We start from the raw sequence: 19,399 nt of genomic DNA on the forward strand, positions 1-19,399 counted from the left end.
AATCGTAACCGGCGCACAGAAATGCTGACCACCCGCTCCCGGCCGTCTGGCGACCGTCACCAACCGGTCGGCAGCGGCCGGCCCTCGGCGAATCCGGCGGCCGACTGCACCCCGAGCACCACCTTCTCGTGCAGGTCGGGCAGCGTCGCGGCACCGACGTAGGTGCAGGTGCTGCGCACCCCGGAGGTGATGTGGTCGAGGAGATCCTCGACACCGCCACGCGCCGGGTCGAGGCTCATCCGCGACGTCGAGATGCCCTCTTCGAACAGCGCCTTGCGGGCGCGGTCGAACGGGCTGTCGGCGGCGGTCCGCGCCGCGACGGCCCGTTTGGAGGCCATCCCGTAGCTCTCCTTGTACGGGCGGTTGTCGCGGTCGCGCATCAGATCGCCGGGCGACTCGTACGTGCCGGCGAACCAGGAGCCGATCATGACGTTGGACGCACCCGCCGCCAGCGCCAGTGCCACGTCGCGGGGATGGCGCACACCGCCGTCCGCCCAGACGTGCGCGCCGAGTTCCTTTGCCGCCGCGGCGCATTCGACCACCGCCGAGAACTGCGGCCGGCCAACGCCGGTCATCATCCTGGTGGTGCACATCGCGCCGGGGCCGACGCCGACCTTGACGATCGTCGCGCCCGCATCGATGAGGTCGCGGGTGCCCTCGGCGGACACCACGTTGCCCGCCGCGATCGGCAGACCCAGCTCGAGTGAGGCCACCGCCCGGATCGCGTCGAGCATCCTGGTCTGGTGGCCGTGGGCGGTGTCGATCACCAGCAGGTCGACCCCGACCTCGGCCAGCGCCCGCGCTTTCGCACCCACGTCGCCGTTGATGCCGACGGCCGCGGCGATGCGCAGCCGCCCGTGCCGGTCGACGGCCGGAGAGTAGATGCCCGCGCGGATGGTCCCGGTGCGGGTGAGGACGCCGGCAAGCGTGCCGTCCGGTTCGGTGAGCACCGCGACGTCGACGGGCGCGTGTTCGAGCAGATCGAAGACCTTGCGCGGATCGGTGCCCACCGGTGCGGTGACGAAATCGCTGACGGCGACGTCGCGAACCCGCGTGAAGCGGTCCACGTCGAGGCAGGTCGACTCGGTCACCAGCCCGATCGGGCGGCCTTCGAACAGCACGACGGCCGCGCCGTGGGCACGCTTGTGGATCAGCGCGATCGCGTCGGACACCGAATCGTCGGGTGCCAGCGTCACCGGGGTGTCGACGACGAGGTCCCTGCTCTTGACGAAGTCGACGGTCTGCTGGACCGCCGAGATCGGCAGATCCTGCGGGAGCACCACCAGACCACCGCGGCGCGCCACCGTCTCGGCCATCCGCCGGCCGGCGACGGCGGTCATGTTGGCGACCACGACGGGAATCGTGGTGCCCGCGCCGTCGACGGTGGACAGGTCGACGTCGAACCGCGACGGGACGTCGGACCGTTGCGGAACGACGAAGACGTCGTCGTAGGTCAGGTCGTATGGCGGGTGGTGGCCGGCTAGAAACTTCACAGCGGAATCCTCATCGCGTCCGAGTCTAGTGGCACATTCTTCCGCGCGAGCAGACGAAGAACTGTCCGAAATCGGGGATTAACGAGCAGTTTTGCGTCTGCTCGGCGGGGGGAACTAGGCCTCGACCTCGGTGCGGTCACCGCTCCACAACGTGTGGAACCTCTTGTCCCGGTCGGCGTCGATGCGGCCGTAGGTGTGGGCGCCGAAGAAGTCGCGGAGCCCTTGGGTCAGCGCCGCAGGCAGGCGTTCGGTGCGAAGGCCGTCGTAGTAGGACAGCGCCGAGCTGAACCCCGGGATGGGGATGCCCAGTTCGGTGGCCTTGACCACGACCCGGCGCCAGCTGTCGATGGCGTTCTCGATCGCGTCGCGGAAGTACGGGTCGACGATCAGGCTGGGCAGGTCGGGGTCGGTGTCGAAGGCGTCCTTGATCCGGTTGAGGAACTTGGCGCGGATGATGCACCCGCCGCGCCAGATGGTCGCCATGTCGCCGGGGGTGATGCCCCAGTCGTACTCGTTCGACCCGGCCTGGATCTGGTTGAAGCCCTGGGCGTAGGCGATGATCTTCGAGGCGTACAGCGCCTGACGGACATCTTCGACGAACTGTGCTGCGTCGCTTGGTGTTTCGCCGAGCTGACCGGAGGCGAGTCCGGTGGTGGCCTGGCGCTGGGCGACCGAACCCGACAGCGCCCTGGCGAACACCGCTTCGGCGATACCGGTGACGGGCACACCGAGGTCGAGTGCGGATTTGACCGTCCAGCGGCCGGTGCCCTTCTGTTCGGCCTCGTCGAGGATGAGGTCGACGAGCGGTTTGCCCGTCTTCGCGTCGGTCTGGCGCAGCACCTGGGCGGTGATCTCCACGAGGAAGCTGTCGAGGTCTCCGGAGTTCCACTCCTCGAAGACGTCGGCGATCTCGGGAGCGGTCTTGCCGAGCCCGTCGCGCAGGAGCTGGTAGGCCTCGCCGATGAGCTGCATGTCGGAGTACTCGATGCCGTTGTGCACCATCTTCACGAAGTGGCCCGCGCCGTCGGGTCCGATGTGCGTGCAGCACGGGACGCCGTCGACGTGCGCGGAGATCTCCTCCAGCAGCGGGCCGAGGCTCTCGTAGGACTCCTGTGGCCCGCCCGGCATGATCGACGGCCCGTTGAGGGCGCCCTCCTCACCGCCGGAGATGCCGGCGCCCACGAAATGCAGACCGCGTTCGCGGATGGCCTTCTCGCGCCGGATGGTGTCGGTGTAGAGCGCGTTGCCGCCGTCGATGATGATGTCGCCGTCTTCCATCGCATCGGCGAGTTCGTTGATGACGGCGTCGGTGGGGTCACCGGCTTTGACCATGATCAGCACCCGGCGCGGTTTCTCCAGGGCGGCGAGGAACTCGGGGATGGTTTCGGTGCGCACGAACGAGCCCTCCGAGCCGTGCTCGGCCAGCAGCGCGTCGGTTCTGGCCTGGGTCCGGTTGTGCAACGCGACGGTGTAGCCGTGCCTGGCGAAGTTGCGGGCGATGTTCGAACCCATCACCGCCAGGCCGGTGACGCCGATCTGCGCGGAGCCGGCGGTGGACTTCTCGGACGAGCTCATAGGCACAGCCTTTCGTGTTCTGTTGTATTTCGCGACCGGAGAGACCTGCGAACTATCCGGCGAACAGTCGATGCAGTTCGGTCAGCCACGGCACCGCGACGGCCACCGTCGGGACGACGAGCACCGCCGCGGCGGCCAGGTACGCGGTGGCCGCGAGCGCCGGGCTGTTCGGCAGGCCCCCGAGGCGGCGGACACGGATCACGGTGGTCGGACCGCCGGCGGCCAGGGCGCCGGACGGAGCACGGCCGGCGGCGCAGGCGACCAGTGCGCGGGCGAGGGGTGTGGGTCCGGCGATGCGCACGGCGGCGTCGTCGGCGAGCAGTTCCACCAGCAGGCGCACCGCGTCCAGCGCGCTGGCGCTGCGGACGAAGCGGGGAAACGCGGCGTGGACCGCGGTGAACATCTCGAGGACGAGGTCGTGCCGGGCCCGGAGGTGGGCGCGCTCGTGGGTGAGGATGGCCGCGATCTCGTCGTCCGCCAGCGTTTTCAGTGCCCCTTCGCTGAGCACCACGCGGCTGCGAACGCCGGGCAGGCAGTAGGCGAGGGGTTGTTTCACGTCGAGGACCCGCAGACCGGTGGCCCGTCTGCGCACGTCGGTGGGGACCGCGTCGCGCGACACCCCGAGCAGGTCGACCATCATCCGGTGGTGGGCCCGCCGGCGGCGGGTGGCGACGGCCACCTGCAACACCGAGACGATCAGGCGGGCGCCGATGAGCAGCGTGACCAGGAACGCCACGACGTACAGCAGCCACAACGGCCACCCGAGTACATCGATCTCACTGGTGATGGTGGCGGTGGGTCTGCCGTCGGGGCCGGGGACGAAAAGGCGGCTGGCGATGGCGATGCCGGCGGAGAATGCCGAGAGCACACCGGCCAGCGCGATCGACTGCCACAGCACTATTGCGGCGCGCGGAGCGCGCATCGTCCAGGACGCGCGGGCCAGCACTGCCGGCACCGGCCCCACGAGGAGCAGCGCGACGAGGGTGAAGGCCAGCGCGGACACCCCTCAATTGTCACTCAGGCGGTACCCGAATCGCCAGCGGGCGGGGTGAGACGGTGCTTGCCCTCCAATTCGGCGAGCGCGCGACGCAGCGCGGCGGCCTCGTCAGCGCCGACGCGCTCGACGAAGTGCACCAGCGCGGCCTCCCGGCTGCCGGAGTCCGAGACCTGATCGAGGGCGTCGACCATCAGTCCGGCGACGAGTTCGTCGCGGCCGTGGGTGGGGGCATAGCGGTGGGCACGGTCGTCGCGGTGCTGCACCACCAGGTTCTTCTTCGCTAACCGCTGCAGCACCGTCATGATCGTGGTGTAGGCCAGATCCCGGCGAGCCGCGAGGGCCTCATGCACCTGGCGCACAGTCTGGGGCTCGCGGGCCGACCACAAGTGGTCCATCACCTCACGCTCGAGCTCACCCAGACGCGTCAACTTGGCCATCTTCCGTCACTCTCCTGAACAGTAGAAACCAGGGTACTACCGCGCGTCGTATCCGACGCAGAGGAGCAACAGTCTTACCCATCGAGAGCATTCCCGCCCTGGTCAACCGGCGTCGTTGTGAAACCAATCACAGGTTCTGGCCCTGCACTGGCGCATAGTTATAGTAAGGCTAACCTAACAACGCCGAGTCGCCGGGAGGTGCAGTGACGGTACTGATCGAGGATCCGCTGATCGCAGGTATGGCCATCAAGCGGACGCTGCCGCTGCACGAATCGTGCCGACGGCTGCGCGAGCTCTACCCCGAGTGCCCGCGGGTGTACGGGGTGGCGGTCATGGGTGACCTGTCCCGGCGGCGGTGGTGGCCGCTGACCGAGGCGCTCACCGGCGACCGGCTCGAGGCGATGTTCGACCAGGCCCTGGCCGAATCCGCCAACCGGACCGCGGTCGCTCAGCAGCTCGCGGCCACGCTGGCCCATGTGGTTCTCGGCCGCGTGATCCCCCTGCTGGTACTCGAACGGCGAGCCTGGGACACCGGGCTCGAGAACCTGTGGGTGCACGTCGACTCCGAGGGCGCCATCGACTGGGTGGGCGTCGTCGACCCCACCCTTCGCGCGCTGCCGGACGACCCGTGCTTCGACGCTCGGCCCCGGCTGCGGCTCGGCGCACCGCAGGGGATCGTCGCGCTACCCAGTGAGGCGGCGCTGGCGACATGGGTCGCCCACCGCAGCCATCGGACGCTCGCACCGCTGTTCGGCAAGCTGGCCGCCGTCAGCGGGGGCGCGATGTCCGTGGCCGCGATGTGGCACCTCGTGGGCGGAGCGGTCGTCGGGGCGGCCACCCGGGTGCCGCTGCTGGCGGGTTCGAGCGAGTGGACCAGCATGCGCCGCGGTCAAGCCGTGCTCGACGCGCTCGTCGGTTTCGGCCTGCCGGTGCGCGGCGGGGTCCGGGCCGGAGGGAAGGTCTTGCTTAATTAGGGCAGCCTTGCCTATGCTGTTGACGGTTCCACCGAGAGTCACCAGATCGCGAGAGAACCACCGGACCGCGCCGGAGTCCTGAGGGCTGCAGAGACCCCCGGTCCATCGAAGGGCGGGCCCCGCACATCACGTGCGGGGCCCGTCCGCCTTTTCGCCCAACCCCTTTCGCGGTCGTCGCACAGCGCGGTGTAGACACGACTGCTGTGACGACTCAGACGCCCGACAGTCTCGGCGAGGGCTACGACAAGGAACTCGGCCTCACCTATCTCGAGGTCACCCCCGACGGCGGCCGCGCACAGCTGACGATCCACGACAAGCTCCTGCAGCCGTGGGGGATCGTGCACGGCGGCGTCTACTGCGCGATCGTCGAAAGCCTGGCCAGCGTCTCCGGTCACGTCTGGCTCACCGCCAACGGTGGCGGCACCGTGGTGGGGGTCAACAACAACACCGACTTCCTGCGCGCCATCTCCTCGGGCACCGTCACAGCGGTGTCCACCCCGATCCACCGGGGGCGTCGCCAGCAGTTGTGGCTGATCACCATCACCGACGAGAACGACAAGCTGGTGGCACGCGGCCAGGTGCGGCTGCAGAACATGCCGGACGCCTAGTGCCCGGCCATGTGGTGAGGCTGCTGAGCACGCCGCGCCATGGCAGGATCGCCGACTATGCGTTTGACCCCGCATGAGCAGGATCGCCTGCTCATCTCATACGCCGCCGACCTGGCGCGGCGCCGCCGTGCCCGTGGACTGCGTCTGAACCACCCCGAAGCCGTCGCCGTACTCACCGACCACCTGCTCGAAGGGGCGCGGGACGGTCGCACGGTGGCGGAGTTGATGGTCAGCGGACGCGACGTCCTCGGCCGCGACGACGTCATGGAGGGAGTGCCCGAAATGCTGCCCGACGTCCAGGTGGAAGCCACCTTCCCGGACGGGACGAAACTCGTCACCGTCCACCACCCGATCTCGTGAGCACACCCATGGTGCCGGGGGAGTTCCTCTTCGGCGAAGGCGACATCGAGATCAACGCCGGCGCTTCGCGTGTGGAGATGGATGTGATGAACACCGCTGACCGGCCGGTGCAAGTCGGCAGCCACGTTCATCTGCCGCAGGCCAACGCCGCCCTCGACTTCGACCGCGCCGCCGCCCACGGCCACCGACTCGACGTCCCGGCCGGCACCGCCGTGCGCTTCGAACCCGGTGTCGGCCAGCGGGTTCGGCTGGTGCCACTGCGAGGCAGCCGCGAGGTGTACGGCCTGTCACTGAAGCCGCCGGGCCGATTGGATGCGTCATGACGTCGTTGTCGCGGGAGCGCTATGCCGCGTTGTTCGGGCCCACCACCGGTGACCGGATCCGGTTGGCCGACACCGATCTGTTCGTCGAGATCACCGAAGACCGCAGCGGCGGGCCGGGTCTCGCGGGCGACGAAGCGGTGTTCGGCGGCGGCAAGGTGCTGCGCGAGTCCATGGGACAGGGACGTGCCACCCGCGCAGAAGGCGCCCCGGACACCGTCATCACCGGTGTGGTCATCATCGACCACTGGGGAATCATCAAGGCCGACATCGGGATCCGTGATGGCCGGATCGTGGCGATCGGCAAGGCCGGCAACCCCGACATCATGGACGGTGTACACCCCGACCTGGTGGTCGGGCCGTCCACCGAGATCGTCGCCGGCAACGGCCGCATCGTCACCGCGGGCGGTATCGACTGCCACGTGCACCTGATCTGCCCGCAGATCATGGAAGAGGCGCTCGGCGGCGGGATCACCACGATCATCGCCGGCGGCACCGGACCGGCGGAGGGCAGCAAGGCAACCACCGTCACCCCCGGCGCCTGGCACCTGGCCCGCATGCTCGAAGCGCTCGACTCGTGGCCGATGAACGTCGCGCTGCTCGGCAAGGGCAACACCGTCAACGCGGACTCGATGTGGGAGCAGTTGCGCGGCGGCGCATCCGGTTTCAAGCTGCACGAGGACTGGGGTTCGACCCCGGCGGCTATCGACGCGTGTCTCACCGTGGCCGACGCCGCGGGTGTCCAGGTGGCGTTGCACTCCGACACCCTCAACGAGGCCGGGTTCGTGGAGAACACCGTCGGCGCGATCAAGGGCCGCTCGATCCACGCCTATCACACCGAGGGGGCTGGCGGCGGGCACGCACCCGACATCATCACCGTCGCCGCCGAACCCTACGTGCTGCCCAGTTCCACGAATCCGACCCGCCCGCACACCGTCAACACCCTCGACGAACACCTCGACATGCTCATGGTGTGCCATCACCTGAACCCCAGCGTGCCCGAGGATCTCGCGTTCGCGGAGAGCCGTATCCGGCCCTCGACGATCGCGGCCGAGGATCTGTTGCACGACATGGGGGCCATCTCGATGATCGGCAGCGATTCGCAGGCGATGGGCCGCATCGGGGAGGTCGTGCTGCGCACGTGGCAGACCGCGCACGTGATGAAGCGCCGCCGCGGCGCGCTGGACGGTGACCGCTCGGGAACAAGGGGGGCCGACAACATGCGGGCCCGCCGCTACGTCGCCAAGTACACGATCTGCCCGGCCATCGCGCACGGACTCGACCACGAGGTCGGTTCGGTCGAAGTCGGCAAACTCGCCGACCTGGTGCTGTGGGAGCCCGCGTTCTTCGGCGTCCGACCGCACGCGGTGCTCAAGGGCGGCATGATCGCCTGGGCCGCGATGGGGGACGCCAACGCGTCGATCCCGACACCGCAGCCCGTGTTGCCGCGCCCGATGTTCGGCGCGGCGCCGGCGGCGGCGGCCGCGACGTCGCTGCACTTCGTGGCGCCGCAGGCCATCGAGGACGGGTTGGCCGACCGGATCGACGTGCGCCGCAGGCTCGTCGCCGTCAAGGATGTGCGGAGCGTGGGGAAGGCGGATATGCCGCTCAACGACGCGCTGCCCCGCATCGAGGTGGACCCGGACACCTTCACGGTGCGCATCGACGGCGACGTGTGGCAGGAACAGCCCGCCACCGAACTGCCGATGGCGCAACGGTATTTTCTGTTCTAGCCGACTCCTGTGCCGATGACACCGCTCACCACCCTGCTCACCCTGGCCGACTCCCGGCTGCCGACCGGCGGCCACGTCCACTCCGGTGGCGTCGAGGAGGCCATCACCAGTGGACTCGTCACCGACCTCGAGACGCTGCGCGCCTACCTGGTGCGGCGGGTGCGCACCCAGGGTCTGGTCGCGGCGTCACTGGCCGCCGCCGTACACGCCGGCACTCTGACCGCCGCGGCGGCCGACCGCGAAACCGACGCGCGCACACCGGCCCCGGCGGCGCGGGCGGCGTCCCGGGCGCAGGGCAGGGGACTGGCACGTCTGGCCCGGCGCGTCTGGCCGGACCGCGACTGGACCGCCCTGGGCCGCGCCCCCCATCTGCCTGTCGCATCGGGTGCGGTGGGCGCGGCGGCCGGCCTCACCCCCGAGCAGACCGCGCTGTCGGTCGTCTACACCACCATGACGGGCTCGGCCACCGCCGCCCAGCGACTGCTCGCGCTCGACCCCGGTGACGTCGCCGCGCTGACCTTCGCGCTGGGCCCGCTGTGCGACGATGTCTCGGCCGCCGCCGCCAAAGAACCCGCCGACCTGTCCGATCCGCTGCTCGACGTGCTGGCCGAACGACACAGCGACCGCGAGCGGCCACTCTTCGCTTCCTGAAAGGTTTGACATGCCACCACATTTCATCGACGGTCAGCCCCACGGCCACACCGACCGCCCTAAGCGGGCGCGAACGCCGGGGGAGCCGCTGCGCATCGGCGTCGGCGGACCCGTCGGCTCCGGTAAGACCGCGCTGGTGGCCGCGCTGTGCCGGCAACTGCGCGAGGAACTTTCGTTGGCGGTGCTGACCAACGACATCTACACCACCGAGGACGCCGACTTCCTGCGCCGCCACGCCGTGCTGCCCGACGACCGGATCGCCGCCGTGCAGACCGGCGGGTGCCCGCACACCGCGATCCGCGACGACATCACCGCGAACCTCGATGCGATCGACGACCTGATGGCCGGGCACGACCACCTCGACCTGATCCTCGTCGAGTCGGGCGGTGACAACCTCACCGCGACGTTCTCCTCCGGGCTCATCGACGTGCAGATCTTCGTCGTGGACGTCGCGGGCGGGGACAAGGTGCCCCGCAAAGGTGGTCCGGGCGTGACCTTCTCGGATCTGCTGGTGATCAACAAGACGGATCTGGCGCCGATGGTCGGCGCCGATCTGGACGTGATGCGGCGCGACTCGGCCAAGGTGCGCGGTGAACGGCCCTTCGTGCTGATCTCGCTGACCGCCGATCCGACGGCCGGACCGGTACTCGACTGGGTGCGCGCACAACTGCGGGTGCCGGTGCAGGGCTAGTGCGCTCCGACGTCCTCATCGTCGCGCGCCCGGGGCGAGCGCCCCGCATCGAACACGTCGGCGGAATCGCCGTGCGCCGCACCGGAGCCGACACCGTGCACCTGGTGTCGGCCGCGGCCACGCCGCTGGGTGGGGACGTCATCAGTGTGCGCGTGGTGGTGGAGCCGGGCGCCCGCCTCATGGTGCGCAGCGCCGCGGCGACCGTGACGCTGCCCGGTGCGGCGACGCGGGAGTCGCGCACATGCTGGGACATCGAATCCGCCGGGGAGCTCGACATCGACCCTCAGCCGACCGTGGTCGCCGGCGCCTCGCGGCATCTGACCGAGACCCGCATACGGCTCACCGGCGGGGGCGGTATCCGGCTGCGGGAACGGGTGCAGATCGGCAGATCAAACGAGCGCGAAGGGTTCTGGTCCGGCGCCCTGCACGCCGACGTCGACGGCGCGGCCCTGCTGCGCCACCGCGTCGAACTCGGCACTGGATCGGTGACCGACGACGCACTCGGCCGGCCACTGGCGTGCGTCAGCGAATTACGTTATCCGGACACAGCTTTCGACGCGGACGGCACGGTTCTCACGCTGGCCGCCGGCGGTTGTCTGGCGACCTGGCAGGGCGAGCGGCTGACTAACTAGCCGCCTGCTCCCTCTCCCGTTCGGTCTCGGTGACCGCCGCGGCGATCTCCTCGAGTTCCTCTATTCGCGTTCGGGCATACGCCTGCTGTTCGGTGATCGTGAGCTGCCCACGCTTGGTCGACAGGAACGTCACCGTCCAGGAGATCAGCGTGACGATCTTGGTCTTGAACCCGACGAGGTACACCAGGTGCAGCGCCAGCCACGCCAGCCAGGCGATGAACCCGCCGAATTCCAGGCGGCCGACCTTCGCCACGGCCGAGAACCTCGACACGGTCGCCATCGAGCCCTTGTCGAAGTACTCGAACGGCTGGCGGAACGCCGGGTTGGCGCCCTTCACCTCGTTCTTGATCAGCTTCGCGGCGTAGCGGCCGCCCTGGATCGCGCCCTGCGCCATCCCCGGCACCCCGTCGACCGCGGCCATGTCACCGACGACGAACACATTCGGGTGGCCCGGGATCGACAGGTCCGGCAGCACCTTGACGCGGCCGGCGCGGTCGACCTCGACCTCGGACTGCTGGGCGAGGTCGCGCCCGAGCGGGCTGGCCGACACACCGGCCGACCACACCTTGCACGCCGATTCGATGCGCCGCATCGTGCCGTCGGGGTCCTTGACGGTGATGCCGTTGCGGTCGACGTCGGTGACCATCGCGTTGAGCTGGATTTCGACGCCCATCTTCTCCAGGCGCGCCGCAGCCTTCTTACCCAGCTTCTCGCCCATCGGGGGTAGCACCGCAGGAGCCGCGTCGAGCAGGATCACCCGGGCGCTGGTGGGGTCGATGTGCCGGAACGTGCCCTTCAGCGTGTAGTCGGCGAGCTCGGCGATCTGCCCGGCCATCTCCACACCCGTGGGGCCGGCGCCGACGACGACGAAGGTCAGCAGCTTCTCGCGGCGCTTCGGGTCGCTGGACCGTTCCGCCTGCTCGAAGGCGCCGAGGATGCGGGCGCGCAGTTCCAGCGCGTCGTCGATCGACTTCATACCGGGCGCCCACTCGGCGAAGTGGTCGTTGCCGAAATACGACTGGCCCGCGCCTGCGGCGATGACCAGGCTGTCGTATGGCGTCGCGTAATCGTGGCCCAGCAGTTCGGAGTGCACGAGCTTGTTCTGCAGGTCGATGTGTGTGACGTCGCCGAGTAGAACCTGGACGTTCTTCTGCTTGCGCATCACCACACGGGTCGGGGGCGCGATCTCACCCTCGGAGATGATGCCCGTCGCCACCTGGTACAGCAGCGGCTGGAACAGGTGGTGGGTGGTGCGGGCGATCAGCTTGATGTCGACATCGGCACGCTTGAGGGTCTTGGCGGCGTTCAGGCCACCGAACCCCGACCCGATGATGACGACTTTGTGCCGATCCGTTGGAGTGGCTCCGGGATGGCTCATCAGTGCTCCTCGACGGGCTAAACGTGCGACGTTCTCGCCCTCTACGGTAGTCGGCGGCGCCCGGCGTTGGGCACTCGGTCGGTTGTGGCTTATGCCACGTGGAACGTTGGATCAAACACCAAGGACGGGCTTGAGCAAGGCGGCGACCTCGGTGAGGCCCCCCGGCTGGTATCCGGTGAGGCTGGTGACGGGGCTCAGGATCACGCTGTCGACGCCCGCGTCGAGCACCTTGGTCTTGATCTGGTCGACGATCTGCTCGGCGCTGCCGTAGACCGCCTGCTGCTTGAAGTCGTCCGGGATGACGTCGCCGGTGACGTTCTCATCGATGATCGCCACCACCAGCATGCTGGTCTCCAGCGTCGCCGGGTCGCGGTCGATCTCCTCGCACTTCTGCCTGACGACCTCGATCTTGCGGGGCAGCTCGTCGAAGCCCGCGATGATGTTGAGGTGGTCGAAGTGGCGTGCGGCCAGCGGGATCGTCTTCTTCTCGCCGCTGCCACCGATCATCAGCGGGATGTGGTCGCGGAATCGCGGCTCGGCCATCGCCTCCTGGGTTCGGTAGTACTTGCCCTCGAAGGTGGGGCGTTTCCCTTCGAGCATCGGCAGGATGATCTCCAGCGCCTCGCCGAGTTTGTTGAACCGGTCGGTGAAGGTGCCGAATTCGAAACCCAGCGAGTCGTGCTCGAGTTCGAACCAGCCGGTGCCGATACCGAGGATCGCACGGCCGGCGCTGATCACGTCGAGCGTGGTGATCTCCTTGGCCAGCAGCGTCGGGTTGCGGTAGGTGATGCCGGTGACCAGCGTGCCCAGTTGGACCCGCTCGGTTGCGGTGGCCAGCGCGCCCAGCGCGGTATAGGCCTCGAGCATGGGCTGATCGGGGGTACCGAGACCCGGCAGTTGATAGAAGTGGTCCATCAGGAACACCGAGTCGAAACCGGCGGCCTCGGCCTCGCGGGCCTGGGCGATGACGGTGGGGAAGATTTCGGCGACACCGGTGCCGTAGGAGAAGTTGGGAATCTGGAGTCCGAGTCGGATCGTCACTTCGCCAACCCTATCGGTCTAGCCGAAGTTCGCCACTGCACCTCTGCTGACATGCATAGTCTGGCCGGTGATGTGGCGGGCCGCCGGCGTCGACAGGAACAGCGCAAGCCGGGCGATCTCGGGGGCCACGGCGGGCGGTGTGATGGACAGGCCGTCGTAGGACGGCTCGGCGCCCTTGCCGGGCGCGACGGCGTTCACCGTGATCCCGCGGGTGCCGAAGTGGGCGGCCTGGCCGGCAGTCCAGTCCGAGAGCGCTGCCTTGATCGCGGCGTCGACGCTGCCTTCGCGGACCCGCGCGATGACGACGTTCTCCGGGATCACGTTGACGATCGAGCCGCCCGAACGCAGATGGTCGCCGACGATCTGGACGGTCAGCACCGCGGACAGCACGGTGGTGTCCAATGCGCGACGCCAGGCGATCGCGTGGTCGGCCAGACCGAACATGCGCGGGTCAGCAGGGGCGTACTGCGGTGCGGGCACGTTGATGAGCGCGTCGAGGTGATGCGGGAACAGCGGACGGGCCTCTTCGAGGCTGGCCGGGTCCGTGTTGTCGAACACGATCGAGTCGACGTCGAGTTCCTTGGCGGTGATCTCGAGATCCTCCCGCCGCGACCCGCCGATCACGACCCGGTGTCCGTCCTCGCGGAAGCCCTCCGCGATCGTCCGACCCAGATCGGTATCGCCGCCGGTGACCAGCACCTCCATCGCCATGACCTCCTCGTGTGGCTTGACCGCAGCACGCGTGGGCCGCGGTCAAGCGTCGATGTTACTGGACGGTAGCTACCCCGGGTAATCCGACGCGCAGACGTTGCGGTATCAGCGCCTGCCGGTGACCTAAGGTGCCCGGTATGGGTTCGCGTGCGCGGAGGGCTCCCGGCGATCCGGGCGTCGCGCGGCGGTGACCGAAGGCTCCGCGCTGCCCCGGTGGATCTACGTTCCGGCCGCCGTCGGCGCGCTGTTCGTGGCCCTGCCGCTGGTGGCCGTCGCGGCGAAGGTCAACTGGCCGCAGTTCACCACCTTGGTGACCAGCGAGTCGTCGGTGGCGGCGCTGGTGCTGAGCCTGCAGACGGCGGCGGCCAGCACGGTGCTGTGCGTGGTGCTGGGTGTGCCGATGGCGATGGTGTTGGCCCGCGGCCCGTCGCGTGCCGTGCGCGCGGTGCGTCCGGTGATCCTTCTGCCGCTGGTGCTGCCCCCGGTGGTGGGCGGGATCGCCCTGCTCTACGCCTTCGGGCGCCTCGGCCTGGTCGGGCGGTACCTCGACGCCGCAGGGATCCAGATCGCTTTCACCACCACGGCCGTCGTGCTGGCGCAGACGTTCGTGTCCCTGCCGTTCCTCGTCATCGCCCTCGAAGGGGCGGCGCGGACCGCGGGCACCGACTACGAGGTCGTCGCCGCCACCCTGGGCGCGGGACCGTCGACCGTGTGGTGGCGGGTGACGCTTCCCCTGCTCGCCCCCGGCCTGGTGTCGGGTTCGGTGCTGGCGTTCGCGCGTTCCCTCGGCGAATTCGGTGCAACGCTGACGTTCGCGGGCTCCCGTGAGGGTGTCACCCGGACCCTTCCGCTGGAGATCTACCTACAGCGGGAGAGTGACGCCGACGCGGCGGTGGCATTGTCGGTGCTGCTGGTCGCGGTCGCGGCGGCGGTGGTCATTGGCCTGGGAAGCCGCCGCCTGCGCGCGCAGGGCTGGACATGACGGGACTCGTGTTGCGGGCGCGCGTCGATCGGCGCGGCGTCGACGTCGAGTTCTCGGTCGGCCCTGGCGAGGTGCTGGCGGTCCTGGGACCCAACGGCGCAGGCAAGTCGACGGCGCTGCACGTGATCGCCGGGACAGTGCGGCCGGACGACGGCGTGGTGCGTGTCGGTGACCGCTTGCTCACCGACACCTCCGCAGGCGTGCAGGTGCCGACCCACCGTCGCCGGGTCGGCTTGTTGCTTCAGGACGCGCTGTTGTTCCCGCATCTGCGGGTGGTCGCCAACGTCGCGTTCGGGTTGCGCGGAACCGGCCGTGGACGGACGGAAACCGTTGCCGGAGCGCATCATTGGCTTGCCGAAGTAGGCGCCGCCGGACTGGCCGACCGCATGCCACGGCAGCTCTCCGGCGGCCAGGCGCAGCGGGTGGCGCTCGCGCGCGCGCTGGCCGCCGAGCCCGAGGTGCTGCTTCTCGACGAACCGTTGGCCGGCCTCGACGTCGCCGTTGCGGGCGCGATGCGCAGGGTGCTGCGGGAGGTCCTGACCCGGGGCGGCCGCTCGGCGGTCCTGGTCACCCACGATCTCGTCGACGTCGCCACACTGGCCGACCACGTGGTCGTCATCGACGGCGGCCGGATCGCCGAAGCGGGCCCCGCGACATCGGTGCTGGCGGCGCCGCGCAGCCCGTTCGGGGCGCGCTTCGCCGGCGTGAATCTGGTGGCGGGCGTCGCAGCCGACGGCGGTGTGGTGTGTGCCGGCGGAACGGACTGGCACGGCGTCGCGACAGCCGGGGTCGTGACGGGCGAACCCGCGGTGGCGATCTTTCGGCCCGCGGCCGTCGCGGTGTACCGGGACCGTCCACACGGAAGTCCGCGCAACACGGTCGAGGTCACGGTCGCCGAGGTGGATGTGAGCGGACCCGCGGTGCGGGTGCGGGCGGCGGAGCAGCCGGACGGTGCGCCGGGTCTCGCCGCCGACATCACTGCCGAATCGGCCGCCGAATTGCGGCTGACGCCGGGCGACCGCGTCCACATGACGGTGAAAGCCCAGGAAGTGGGGCTGTATCCGGCTCCGTAACGGTCGGCGGCCCCCGCCCGATCTAGCGTGCAGAAGCATTTTCGACGGCCTCCGGCGTGGCGGCCGTGGCTGACCGTGTCCAGCAACCTGTGCGAATGCTTGGTATCAGCGGCTTTTCCCGGACAGCAATCATCGTCTTACTCACATTAAAAGCAGTTCACACTTGCGTCACGGCGGTAACACGGTAGTTTCTTTCACCATGGATGAGCCGGACGTGATGTCGACACGACGCAGGGGCCTGTCGAGGACGCTGGCGACCGCCGCGGTGGCAGCTGCCACAGCAGCGGCCCTGGCGATGCCCTCGGTGGCAGGCGCGCAACCACCGCCACCGCCACCCCCGGCGCCCGCACCGGCGGTGCCGGCGCCTGCGCCGGGTGAACCCGCTCCGGTCCCGCCGCCACCTCCGGCGGATCCGAACGCGGCGCCGCCACCGGCGGTGGACCCGAATGCCCCGCCGCCGCCCGCTGATCCCAACGCCCCGGCGCCTCCCGCGCCGGAACCGGGTCGCGTCGACAACGCCGCCGGCGGCTTCAGCTACGTCGTGCCCGGTGGTTGGAAGGTCTCGGATGCGACGAATCTGTCGTACGGACAGGCGCTGCTGACGAGGATCCCGCCGGAGGGTGTCACCGATCCGCCGAACGACACCAGCGTCCTGCTGGGCCGTCTCGACCTCAAGCTCTTCGCCGGCGCCGAGACCGACAACACCAAGGCGGCCAACCGGCTGGCCTCGGATATGGGCGAGTTCTTCATGCCGTTCCCCGGCACCCGGGTGAACTCGGCCACCACACCGCTGGACGCCGCGGGCATGCCCGGCGTCGCCTCGTTCTACGAGGTGAAGTTCACCGACACCAACAAGCCGAACGGACAGATCTGGGCCGGCGTCGTGGGCAACCCGACCCCGCCTGGCACACCGCGGGGCCAACGGACGCCGGAACGCTGGTTCGTCGTCTGGCTGGGATCGGCCACCAACCCGGTCGACCGGGACGCGGCCGTGAACCTCGCGAACTCGATCCGGCCGTGGACGCCCCCGCCGCCACCGCCCCCTGCGCCGGCCGACCCGAACGTGCCGCCGCCGCCGGCGGATCCGAACGCGCCGCCGCCACGTCCGGGTGTCGGGGTGGCCGTTCCGGTCGCTCCCGAGAACGCACCGGGAATGCTGCCGCCGGCCTGACGCTGACAGACAACCGACCCGTGCGTCGGGCCGCTACGGCCCGACGTACGGGATCTGGTTTCCGAGGTTGTTGACGTTGAGCAGGTAGCAATTGGTGCCGCCGAAGCCCATCGCTCCGGCCGTCACGCACCGTTCGAACCCGCCGTCCTGCCCAATGGGCCCGTCGCACGTCGTGCCGCCGCCCCATGGCGTCCAACCACCCTGGCATCCGGCCTGCGCGGGTGCGGACGTGCCGACCGCAATCCCGCCCGCCGCCAGCACGCCGACCGCCAGGGCTGTGAGCGTCTTCATGTCGGAGTTCCTTCCTGCCGAGCGCTGCCGATGCCGCGCGAACCGATCACATTGCACAGTCACACTTTGCTGTGCGCGGATGTGACAAGAGTTTCCGGTGGGACGGATGTGACCGACTCGACGCCGGTTCAGGGTCCGGCTCGACCCGCGCAACCTCGCCGGCGAACCGGGGAGCGACGTCGTCCACGCCCGTCAGAGAAGTATCGGCCCTACTCACCCTCACCCCCGTCGGCCGACCGCATGCAGTGGAGGTGCCCGAGTGGCGTCGCATGAGGGGCCGAACCGTTCCAGATTAACCCCGTCGGGGTGTTCGTGAAAGTTTGCTCAAGGCTGACTTTGATGCCGCAAAGGCGGCGGTGCCCTCACATCGCGGCGTGCGAAGCGCCGAGCCGGCCCACGAGGTCGCCGCGGCCGAACCGGTACAGCGGTCCGGTCCCGTCCGCGAGGACCCGGTTCAAGCGCGCGACGCCGCGGGCGTGGACCGGTTCCGGTGCACGCAACCGCGCCACGATGTCGTCGATCACCGGTTCCGCCGAGAGGATGTTCGCGCGGTTCAGCGGCAGCCGCGGGTCGCTGAAGAGTGTTCGATCGCGGGCGTCGTGTACCGAACGGCACAGAGTGCGCGCCAACGCCTCGCGGTTGCGCCGTGTCGTCAGGCGCGTGGCACGCACCGCCAGCGCGGTGCCCGGTGCGGCGGCGGTTCCGACCGCCAGCTGCGCGTCGAGCCGCCCTGCGCGCAGGAGTGCCGTACACATCGCCCACAGGGAGGTGTGCGGAACTTTCGATCGGCGATCCGGCGTGATGGCAATGAGCTTTATCGACTGCGACATCGTGTTGTCGGCCATGACCGTTCCCATCTCTCTTGTTCGTGACTATCTAAAACGTTATACCGGTCACGGTGACCAGTCAAACACTTTGGCCGGTCACGAGCGTAGGCTGGGGCGATGAGCAGGGAGCCCGGACAGTGGACGGCTGACAACGACACGCGTCCGGCACCCGCGCCGCTCGACCGGGTGCAGTCCCTGGTCAACACCATCGACATCGAGATCGGGCAGGACCGGTTGACCCGGCCGGAGGATGCCCGGCCCTGGCTGATCGGGCGGGGGCTGCTCGGGGCCGACGCGCCATTGACCGATGCGGATCTGGGACATCTCCGCGCCGTGCGCGAGGCGCTACGCGCGCTGCTGGTACAGAACGCCGGCGGGCCACCGCCTGCCCGCGGTGATGTGGAGGTGCTGAGCGGTGTCGCCGCCGCGGGATGCACCCGCGCGGTGATCGACGACAACGGCGACGTCGAACTTCGCGCGGTCGGCGAGTCGCTGGTCGAGCGGCTGGGAGAGCTCCTGGTGGTGATCCGCGATGCGCAGCGGGACGGCAGCTGGGCGCGACTGAAGGCCTGCGCGAATGACGACTGCCGGTGGGCGTTCTACGACCAGTCCCGCAACCGCGGTGGGTCGTGGTGCGATATGGCGGTCTGCGGCAACCGGCTCAAGAACCGGGACTTCCGCGCCCGCCACCGCGCGGCGCAGTAAGGCTCAGCCCGACAGCTGCCAGACCAGCGCGGCCGCCAGCGCGCCCATCCCGTTCAGCGACCAGTGCAGCGCGATCGGCGCCAGCAGGCTGCCGCTGCGCTTCCGTAGCCAGGTGAACACGAAGCCGGCGAAACCGGTCGCGACGACGGCGAGCAGGACGCCAGCGACCGTACCGGCCACTCCACTCCCGAACAGCCGGGTGAACCCGACGTTGCTGCTGGTCAGGCCAAGGGACGTGGCGATATGCCAGAGCCCGAACAGCAGTGAGCCTGCGGCGGCCACCCCGCGGAAACCCCAGGCGCGGGTGAGCGCCCCGTGCAGCACCCCGCGGAATGCCAGCTCTTCGGGGATCACCGTCTGCAGGGGGATCACGACCATCGAGGCGATCAGCGCCCCGGAGATGGTGGCGTAGTTGTTGTTCATGAACATCGGCCGGGTCCACGGCAGCAGCGCCCCGACCGCGATCACCGAGAGCACCACGGCCACGGCAGCCAGCGCGTAACCGGCCCCGGAGCGCCAGTGCTCGCGGCCCAGGCCGAGTTCGGACCAGTCCAGCCCGCGCCTGCGGATCAGGATCAACAGCCCCACCGCCGCCGCAGGCACGGTCGCGATGCTCGCCCACGGAGTGGTGAAGTGCGCGATCAGGTTGGTGGCGGCCAGTACGGCGACGACGACGGCGATGTCGGCGTAGACCCGCATCCTGGGCAGCGCCGGCGGAGAGGAAACAACAGTCATCCCGACCGATCGTA

At 69.5% G+C, this 19,399-nt stretch carries 22 protein-coding genes; 12 read left to right on the forward strand and 10 right to left on the reverse strand.

Annotated elements, in window-relative coordinates:
* Positions 1-56: 56 nt before the first annotated feature.
* The 4 genes from I7X18_RS13775 to I7X18_RS13790 form a co-directional block, all read right to left on the reverse strand.
* Positions 57-1,493, reverse strand: coding sequence for a GuaB1 family IMP dehydrogenase-related protein (locus I7X18_RS13775; RefSeq protein ID WP_193048127.1), 1,437 nt, complete (start codon positions 1,491-1,493; stop codon positions 57-59).
* Between the two features lie 114 nt (positions 1,494-1,607).
* Entirely contained in the window at positions 1,608-3,068 is a 1,461-nt protein-coding gene (gndA, locus tag I7X18_RS13780) for an NADP-dependent phosphogluconate dehydrogenase (protein ID WP_193048126.1), read from the reverse strand.
* 52 nt (positions 3,069-3,120) lie between these two features.
* Positions 3,121-4,071 (reverse strand): M56 family metallopeptidase, encoded by a 951-nt coding sequence (locus tag I7X18_RS13785; RefSeq protein ID WP_193048125.1) that lies wholly within the window; start codon positions 4,069-4,071, stop codon positions 3,121-3,123.
* Positions 4,072-4,085: 14 nt separating this feature from the next.
* The gene (locus tag I7X18_RS13790; protein WP_193048124.1) at positions 4,086-4,502 is read right to left on the reverse strand and encodes a BlaI/MecI/CopY family transcriptional regulator; all 417 of its coding nucleotides are present in this window, start codon (positions 4,500-4,502) and stop codon (positions 4,086-4,088) included.
* 203 nt (positions 4,503-4,705) lie between these two features.
* Here I7X18_RS13790 and I7X18_RS13795 point away from each other — a divergent pair, with 203 nt between their 5' ends.
* The 8 genes from I7X18_RS13795 to I7X18_RS13830 all read left to right on the forward strand — a co-directional run bounded on the left by I7X18_RS13795 (position 4,706) and on the right by I7X18_RS13830 (position 10,471).
* Entirely contained in the window at positions 4,706-5,476 is a 771-nt protein-coding gene (locus tag I7X18_RS13795; RefSeq protein WP_193048123.1) for an iron reductase, read from the forward strand.
* A gap of 203 nt (positions 5,477-5,679) precedes the next feature.
* Positions 5,680-6,084, forward strand: a complete 405-nt coding sequence (locus I7X18_RS13800) for a PaaI family thioesterase (RefSeq protein WP_193048122.1) — start codon at positions 5,680-5,682, stop codon at positions 6,082-6,084.
* Between the two features lie 57 nt (positions 6,085-6,141).
* Entirely contained in the window at positions 6,142-6,444 is a 303-nt protein-coding gene (locus I7X18_RS13805; protein ID WP_193048121.1) for an urease subunit gamma, read from the forward strand.
* Positions 6,445-6,452: 8 nt separating this feature from the next.
* A complete protein-coding gene (locus I7X18_RS13810; protein WP_193048170.1) occupies positions 6,453-6,767 on the forward strand; it encodes an urease subunit beta in 315 nt (104 codons plus the stop codon).
* On the forward strand, positions 6,764-8,497 hold the full coding sequence (locus tag I7X18_RS13815) for an urease subunit alpha (protein ID WP_193048120.1): 1,734 nt from the start codon (positions 6,764-6,766) through the stop codon (positions 8,495-8,497). Before I7X18_RS13810 ends, I7X18_RS13815 begins: the two co-directional genes overlap by 4 nt.
* Positions 8,498-8,512: 15 nt before the next feature.
* Positions 8,513-9,148, forward strand: a complete 636-nt coding sequence (locus I7X18_RS13820) for an urease accessory protein UreF (protein ID WP_193048119.1) — start codon at positions 8,513-8,515, stop codon at positions 9,146-9,148.
* 10 nt (positions 9,149-9,158) lie between these two features.
* Positions 9,159-9,839 carry an urease accessory protein UreG gene (gene ureG / locus I7X18_RS13825; RefSeq protein ID WP_193048118.1) on the forward strand — a complete coding sequence of 227 codons (681 nt, stop codon included), beginning with the start codon at positions 9,159-9,161 and terminating at the stop codon, positions 9,837-9,839.
* Positions 9,839-10,471 carry an urease accessory protein UreD gene (locus I7X18_RS13830; protein ID WP_193048117.1) on the forward strand — a complete coding sequence of 211 codons (633 nt, stop codon included), beginning with the start codon at positions 9,839-9,841 and terminating at the stop codon, positions 10,469-10,471. Before ureG ends, I7X18_RS13830 begins: the two co-directional genes overlap by 1 nt.
* Here I7X18_RS13830 and I7X18_RS13835 read toward each other — a convergent pair.
* From I7X18_RS13835 to I7X18_RS13845, 3 genes are all read right to left on the reverse strand, one after another.
* Positions 10,464-11,849, reverse strand: coding sequence for a type II NADH:quinone oxidoreductase Ndh (locus I7X18_RS13835; protein WP_193048116.1), 1,386 nt, complete (start codon positions 11,847-11,849; stop codon positions 10,464-10,466). The genes I7X18_RS13830 and I7X18_RS13835 overlap by 8 nt on opposite strands.
* A gap of 111 nt (positions 11,850-11,960) precedes the next feature.
* Positions 11,961-12,890, reverse strand: a complete 930-nt coding sequence (locus tag I7X18_RS13840; RefSeq protein ID WP_193048115.1) for an LLM class F420-dependent oxidoreductase — start codon at positions 12,888-12,890, stop codon at positions 11,961-11,963.
* 18 nt (positions 12,891-12,908) lie between these two features.
* Positions 12,909-13,601, reverse strand: a complete 693-nt coding sequence (locus I7X18_RS13845) for an SDR family oxidoreductase (protein ID WP_193048114.1) — start codon at positions 13,599-13,601, stop codon at positions 12,909-12,911.
* Between the two features lie 187 nt (positions 13,602-13,788).
* On the opposite strand from I7X18_RS13845, the gene I7X18_RS13850 reads away from it, so the two are divergent.
* The 3 genes from I7X18_RS13850 to I7X18_RS13860 all read left to right on the forward strand — a co-directional run bounded on the left by I7X18_RS13850 (position 13,789) and on the right by I7X18_RS13860 (position 16,827).
* Positions 13,789-14,583 carry an ABC transporter permease gene (locus I7X18_RS13850; protein WP_193048113.1) on the forward strand — a complete coding sequence of 265 codons (795 nt, stop codon included), beginning with the start codon at positions 13,789-13,791 and terminating at the stop codon, positions 14,581-14,583.
* Positions 14,580-15,656 carry a sulfate/molybdate ABC transporter ATP-binding protein gene (locus I7X18_RS13855; protein ID WP_193048112.1) on the forward strand — a complete coding sequence of 359 codons (1,077 nt, stop codon included), beginning with the start codon at positions 14,580-14,582 and terminating at the stop codon, positions 15,654-15,656. The genes I7X18_RS13850 and I7X18_RS13855 overlap by 4 nt, the downstream gene beginning before the upstream one ends.
* 199 nt (positions 15,657-15,855) lie before the next feature.
* Entirely contained in the window at positions 15,856-16,827 is a 972-nt protein-coding gene (locus tag I7X18_RS13860) for an APA family fibronectin-binding glycoprotein (protein WP_193048111.1), read from the forward strand.
* A gap of 33 nt (positions 16,828-16,860) precedes the next feature.
* On the opposite strand, the gene I7X18_RS13865 is transcribed toward I7X18_RS13860, so the two are convergent.
* A complete protein-coding gene (locus I7X18_RS13865) occupies positions 16,861-17,118 on the reverse strand; it encodes a CDGP domain-containing protein (protein ID WP_193048110.1) in 258 nt (85 codons plus the stop codon).
* Between the two features lie 362 nt (positions 17,119-17,480).
* Entirely contained in the window at positions 17,481-17,963 is a 483-nt protein-coding gene (locus I7X18_RS13870) for a hypothetical protein (RefSeq protein WP_226864320.1), read from the reverse strand.
* Positions 17,964-18,062: 99 nt separating this feature from the next.
* On the opposite strand from I7X18_RS13870, the gene I7X18_RS13875 reads away from it, so the two are divergent.
* A complete protein-coding gene (locus I7X18_RS13875) occupies positions 18,063-18,650 on the forward strand; it encodes a CGNR zinc finger domain-containing protein (RefSeq protein WP_193048109.1) in 588 nt (195 codons plus the stop codon).
* A gap of 3 nt (positions 18,651-18,653) precedes the next feature.
* On the opposite strand, the gene I7X18_RS13880 is transcribed toward I7X18_RS13875, so the two are convergent.
* Positions 18,654-19,385, reverse strand: coding sequence for a CPBP family intramembrane glutamic endopeptidase (locus I7X18_RS13880; RefSeq protein WP_193048108.1), 732 nt, complete (start codon positions 19,383-19,385; stop codon positions 18,654-18,656).
* Positions 19,386-19,399: the final 14 nt, after the last annotated feature.

Source organism: Mycolicibacterium baixiangningiae (assembly GCF_016313185.1).
GTDB lineage: Bacteria > Actinomycetota > Actinomycetes > Mycobacteriales > Mycobacteriaceae > Mycobacterium > Mycobacterium baixiangningiae.

Excerpts from the sequence above, each read along its gene's own strand:
- I7X18_RS13845 (WP_193048114.1), bottom strand. The coding sequence starts at position 13,601 with ATGGCGATGGAGGTGCTGGTCACCGGCGGCGATACCGATCTGGGTCGG.
- I7X18_RS13870 (WP_226864320.1), bottom strand. The coding sequence starts at position 17,963 with ATGGCCGACAACACGATGTCGCAGTCGATAAAGCTCATTGCCATCACG.
- I7X18_RS13880 (WP_193048108.1), bottom strand. The coding sequence starts at position 19,385 with ATGACTGTTGTTTCCTCTCCGCCGGCGCTGCCCAGGATGCGGGTCTAC.
- I7X18_RS13815 (WP_193048120.1), top strand. The coding sequence starts at position 6,764 with ATGACGTCGTTGTCGCGGGAGCGCTATGCCGCGTTGTTCGGGCCCACC.
- I7X18_RS13810 (WP_193048170.1), top strand. The coding sequence starts at position 6,453 with ATGGTGCCGGGGGAGTTCCTCTTCGGCGAAGGCGACATCGAGATCAAC.
- I7X18_RS13865 (WP_193048110.1), bottom strand. The coding sequence starts at position 17,118 with ATGAAGACGCTCACAGCCCTGGCGGTCGGCGTGCTGGCGGCGGGCGGG.
- I7X18_RS13820 (WP_193048119.1), top strand. The coding sequence starts at position 8,513 with ATGACACCGCTCACCACCCTGCTCACCCTGGCCGACTCCCGGCTGCCG.
- I7X18_RS13860 (WP_193048111.1), top strand. The coding sequence starts at position 15,856 with ATGGATGAGCCGGACGTGATGTCGACACGACGCAGGGGCCTGTCGAGG.
- ureG (WP_193048118.1), top strand. The coding sequence starts at position 9,159 with ATGCCACCACATTTCATCGACGGTCAGCCCCACGGCCACACCGACCGC.
- I7X18_RS13855 (WP_193048112.1), top strand. The coding sequence starts at position 14,580 with ATGACGGGACTCGTGTTGCGGGCGCGCGTCGATCGGCGCGGCGTCGAC.
- gndA (WP_193048126.1), bottom strand. The coding sequence starts at position 3,068 with ATGAGCTCGTCCGAGAAGTCCACCGCCGGCTCCGCGCAGATCGGCGTC.
- I7X18_RS13835 (WP_193048116.1), bottom strand. The coding sequence starts at position 11,849 with ATGAGCCATCCCGGAGCCACTCCAACGGATCGGCACAAAGTCGTCATC.
- I7X18_RS13875 (WP_193048109.1), top strand. The coding sequence starts at position 18,063 with ATGAGCAGGGAGCCCGGACAGTGGACGGCTGACAACGACACGCGTCCG.
- I7X18_RS13790 (WP_193048124.1), bottom strand. The coding sequence starts at position 4,502 with ATGGCCAAGTTGACGCGTCTGGGTGAGCTCGAGCGTGAGGTGATGGAC.
- I7X18_RS13805 (WP_193048121.1), top strand. The coding sequence starts at position 6,142 with ATGCGTTTGACCCCGCATGAGCAGGATCGCCTGCTCATCTCATACGCC.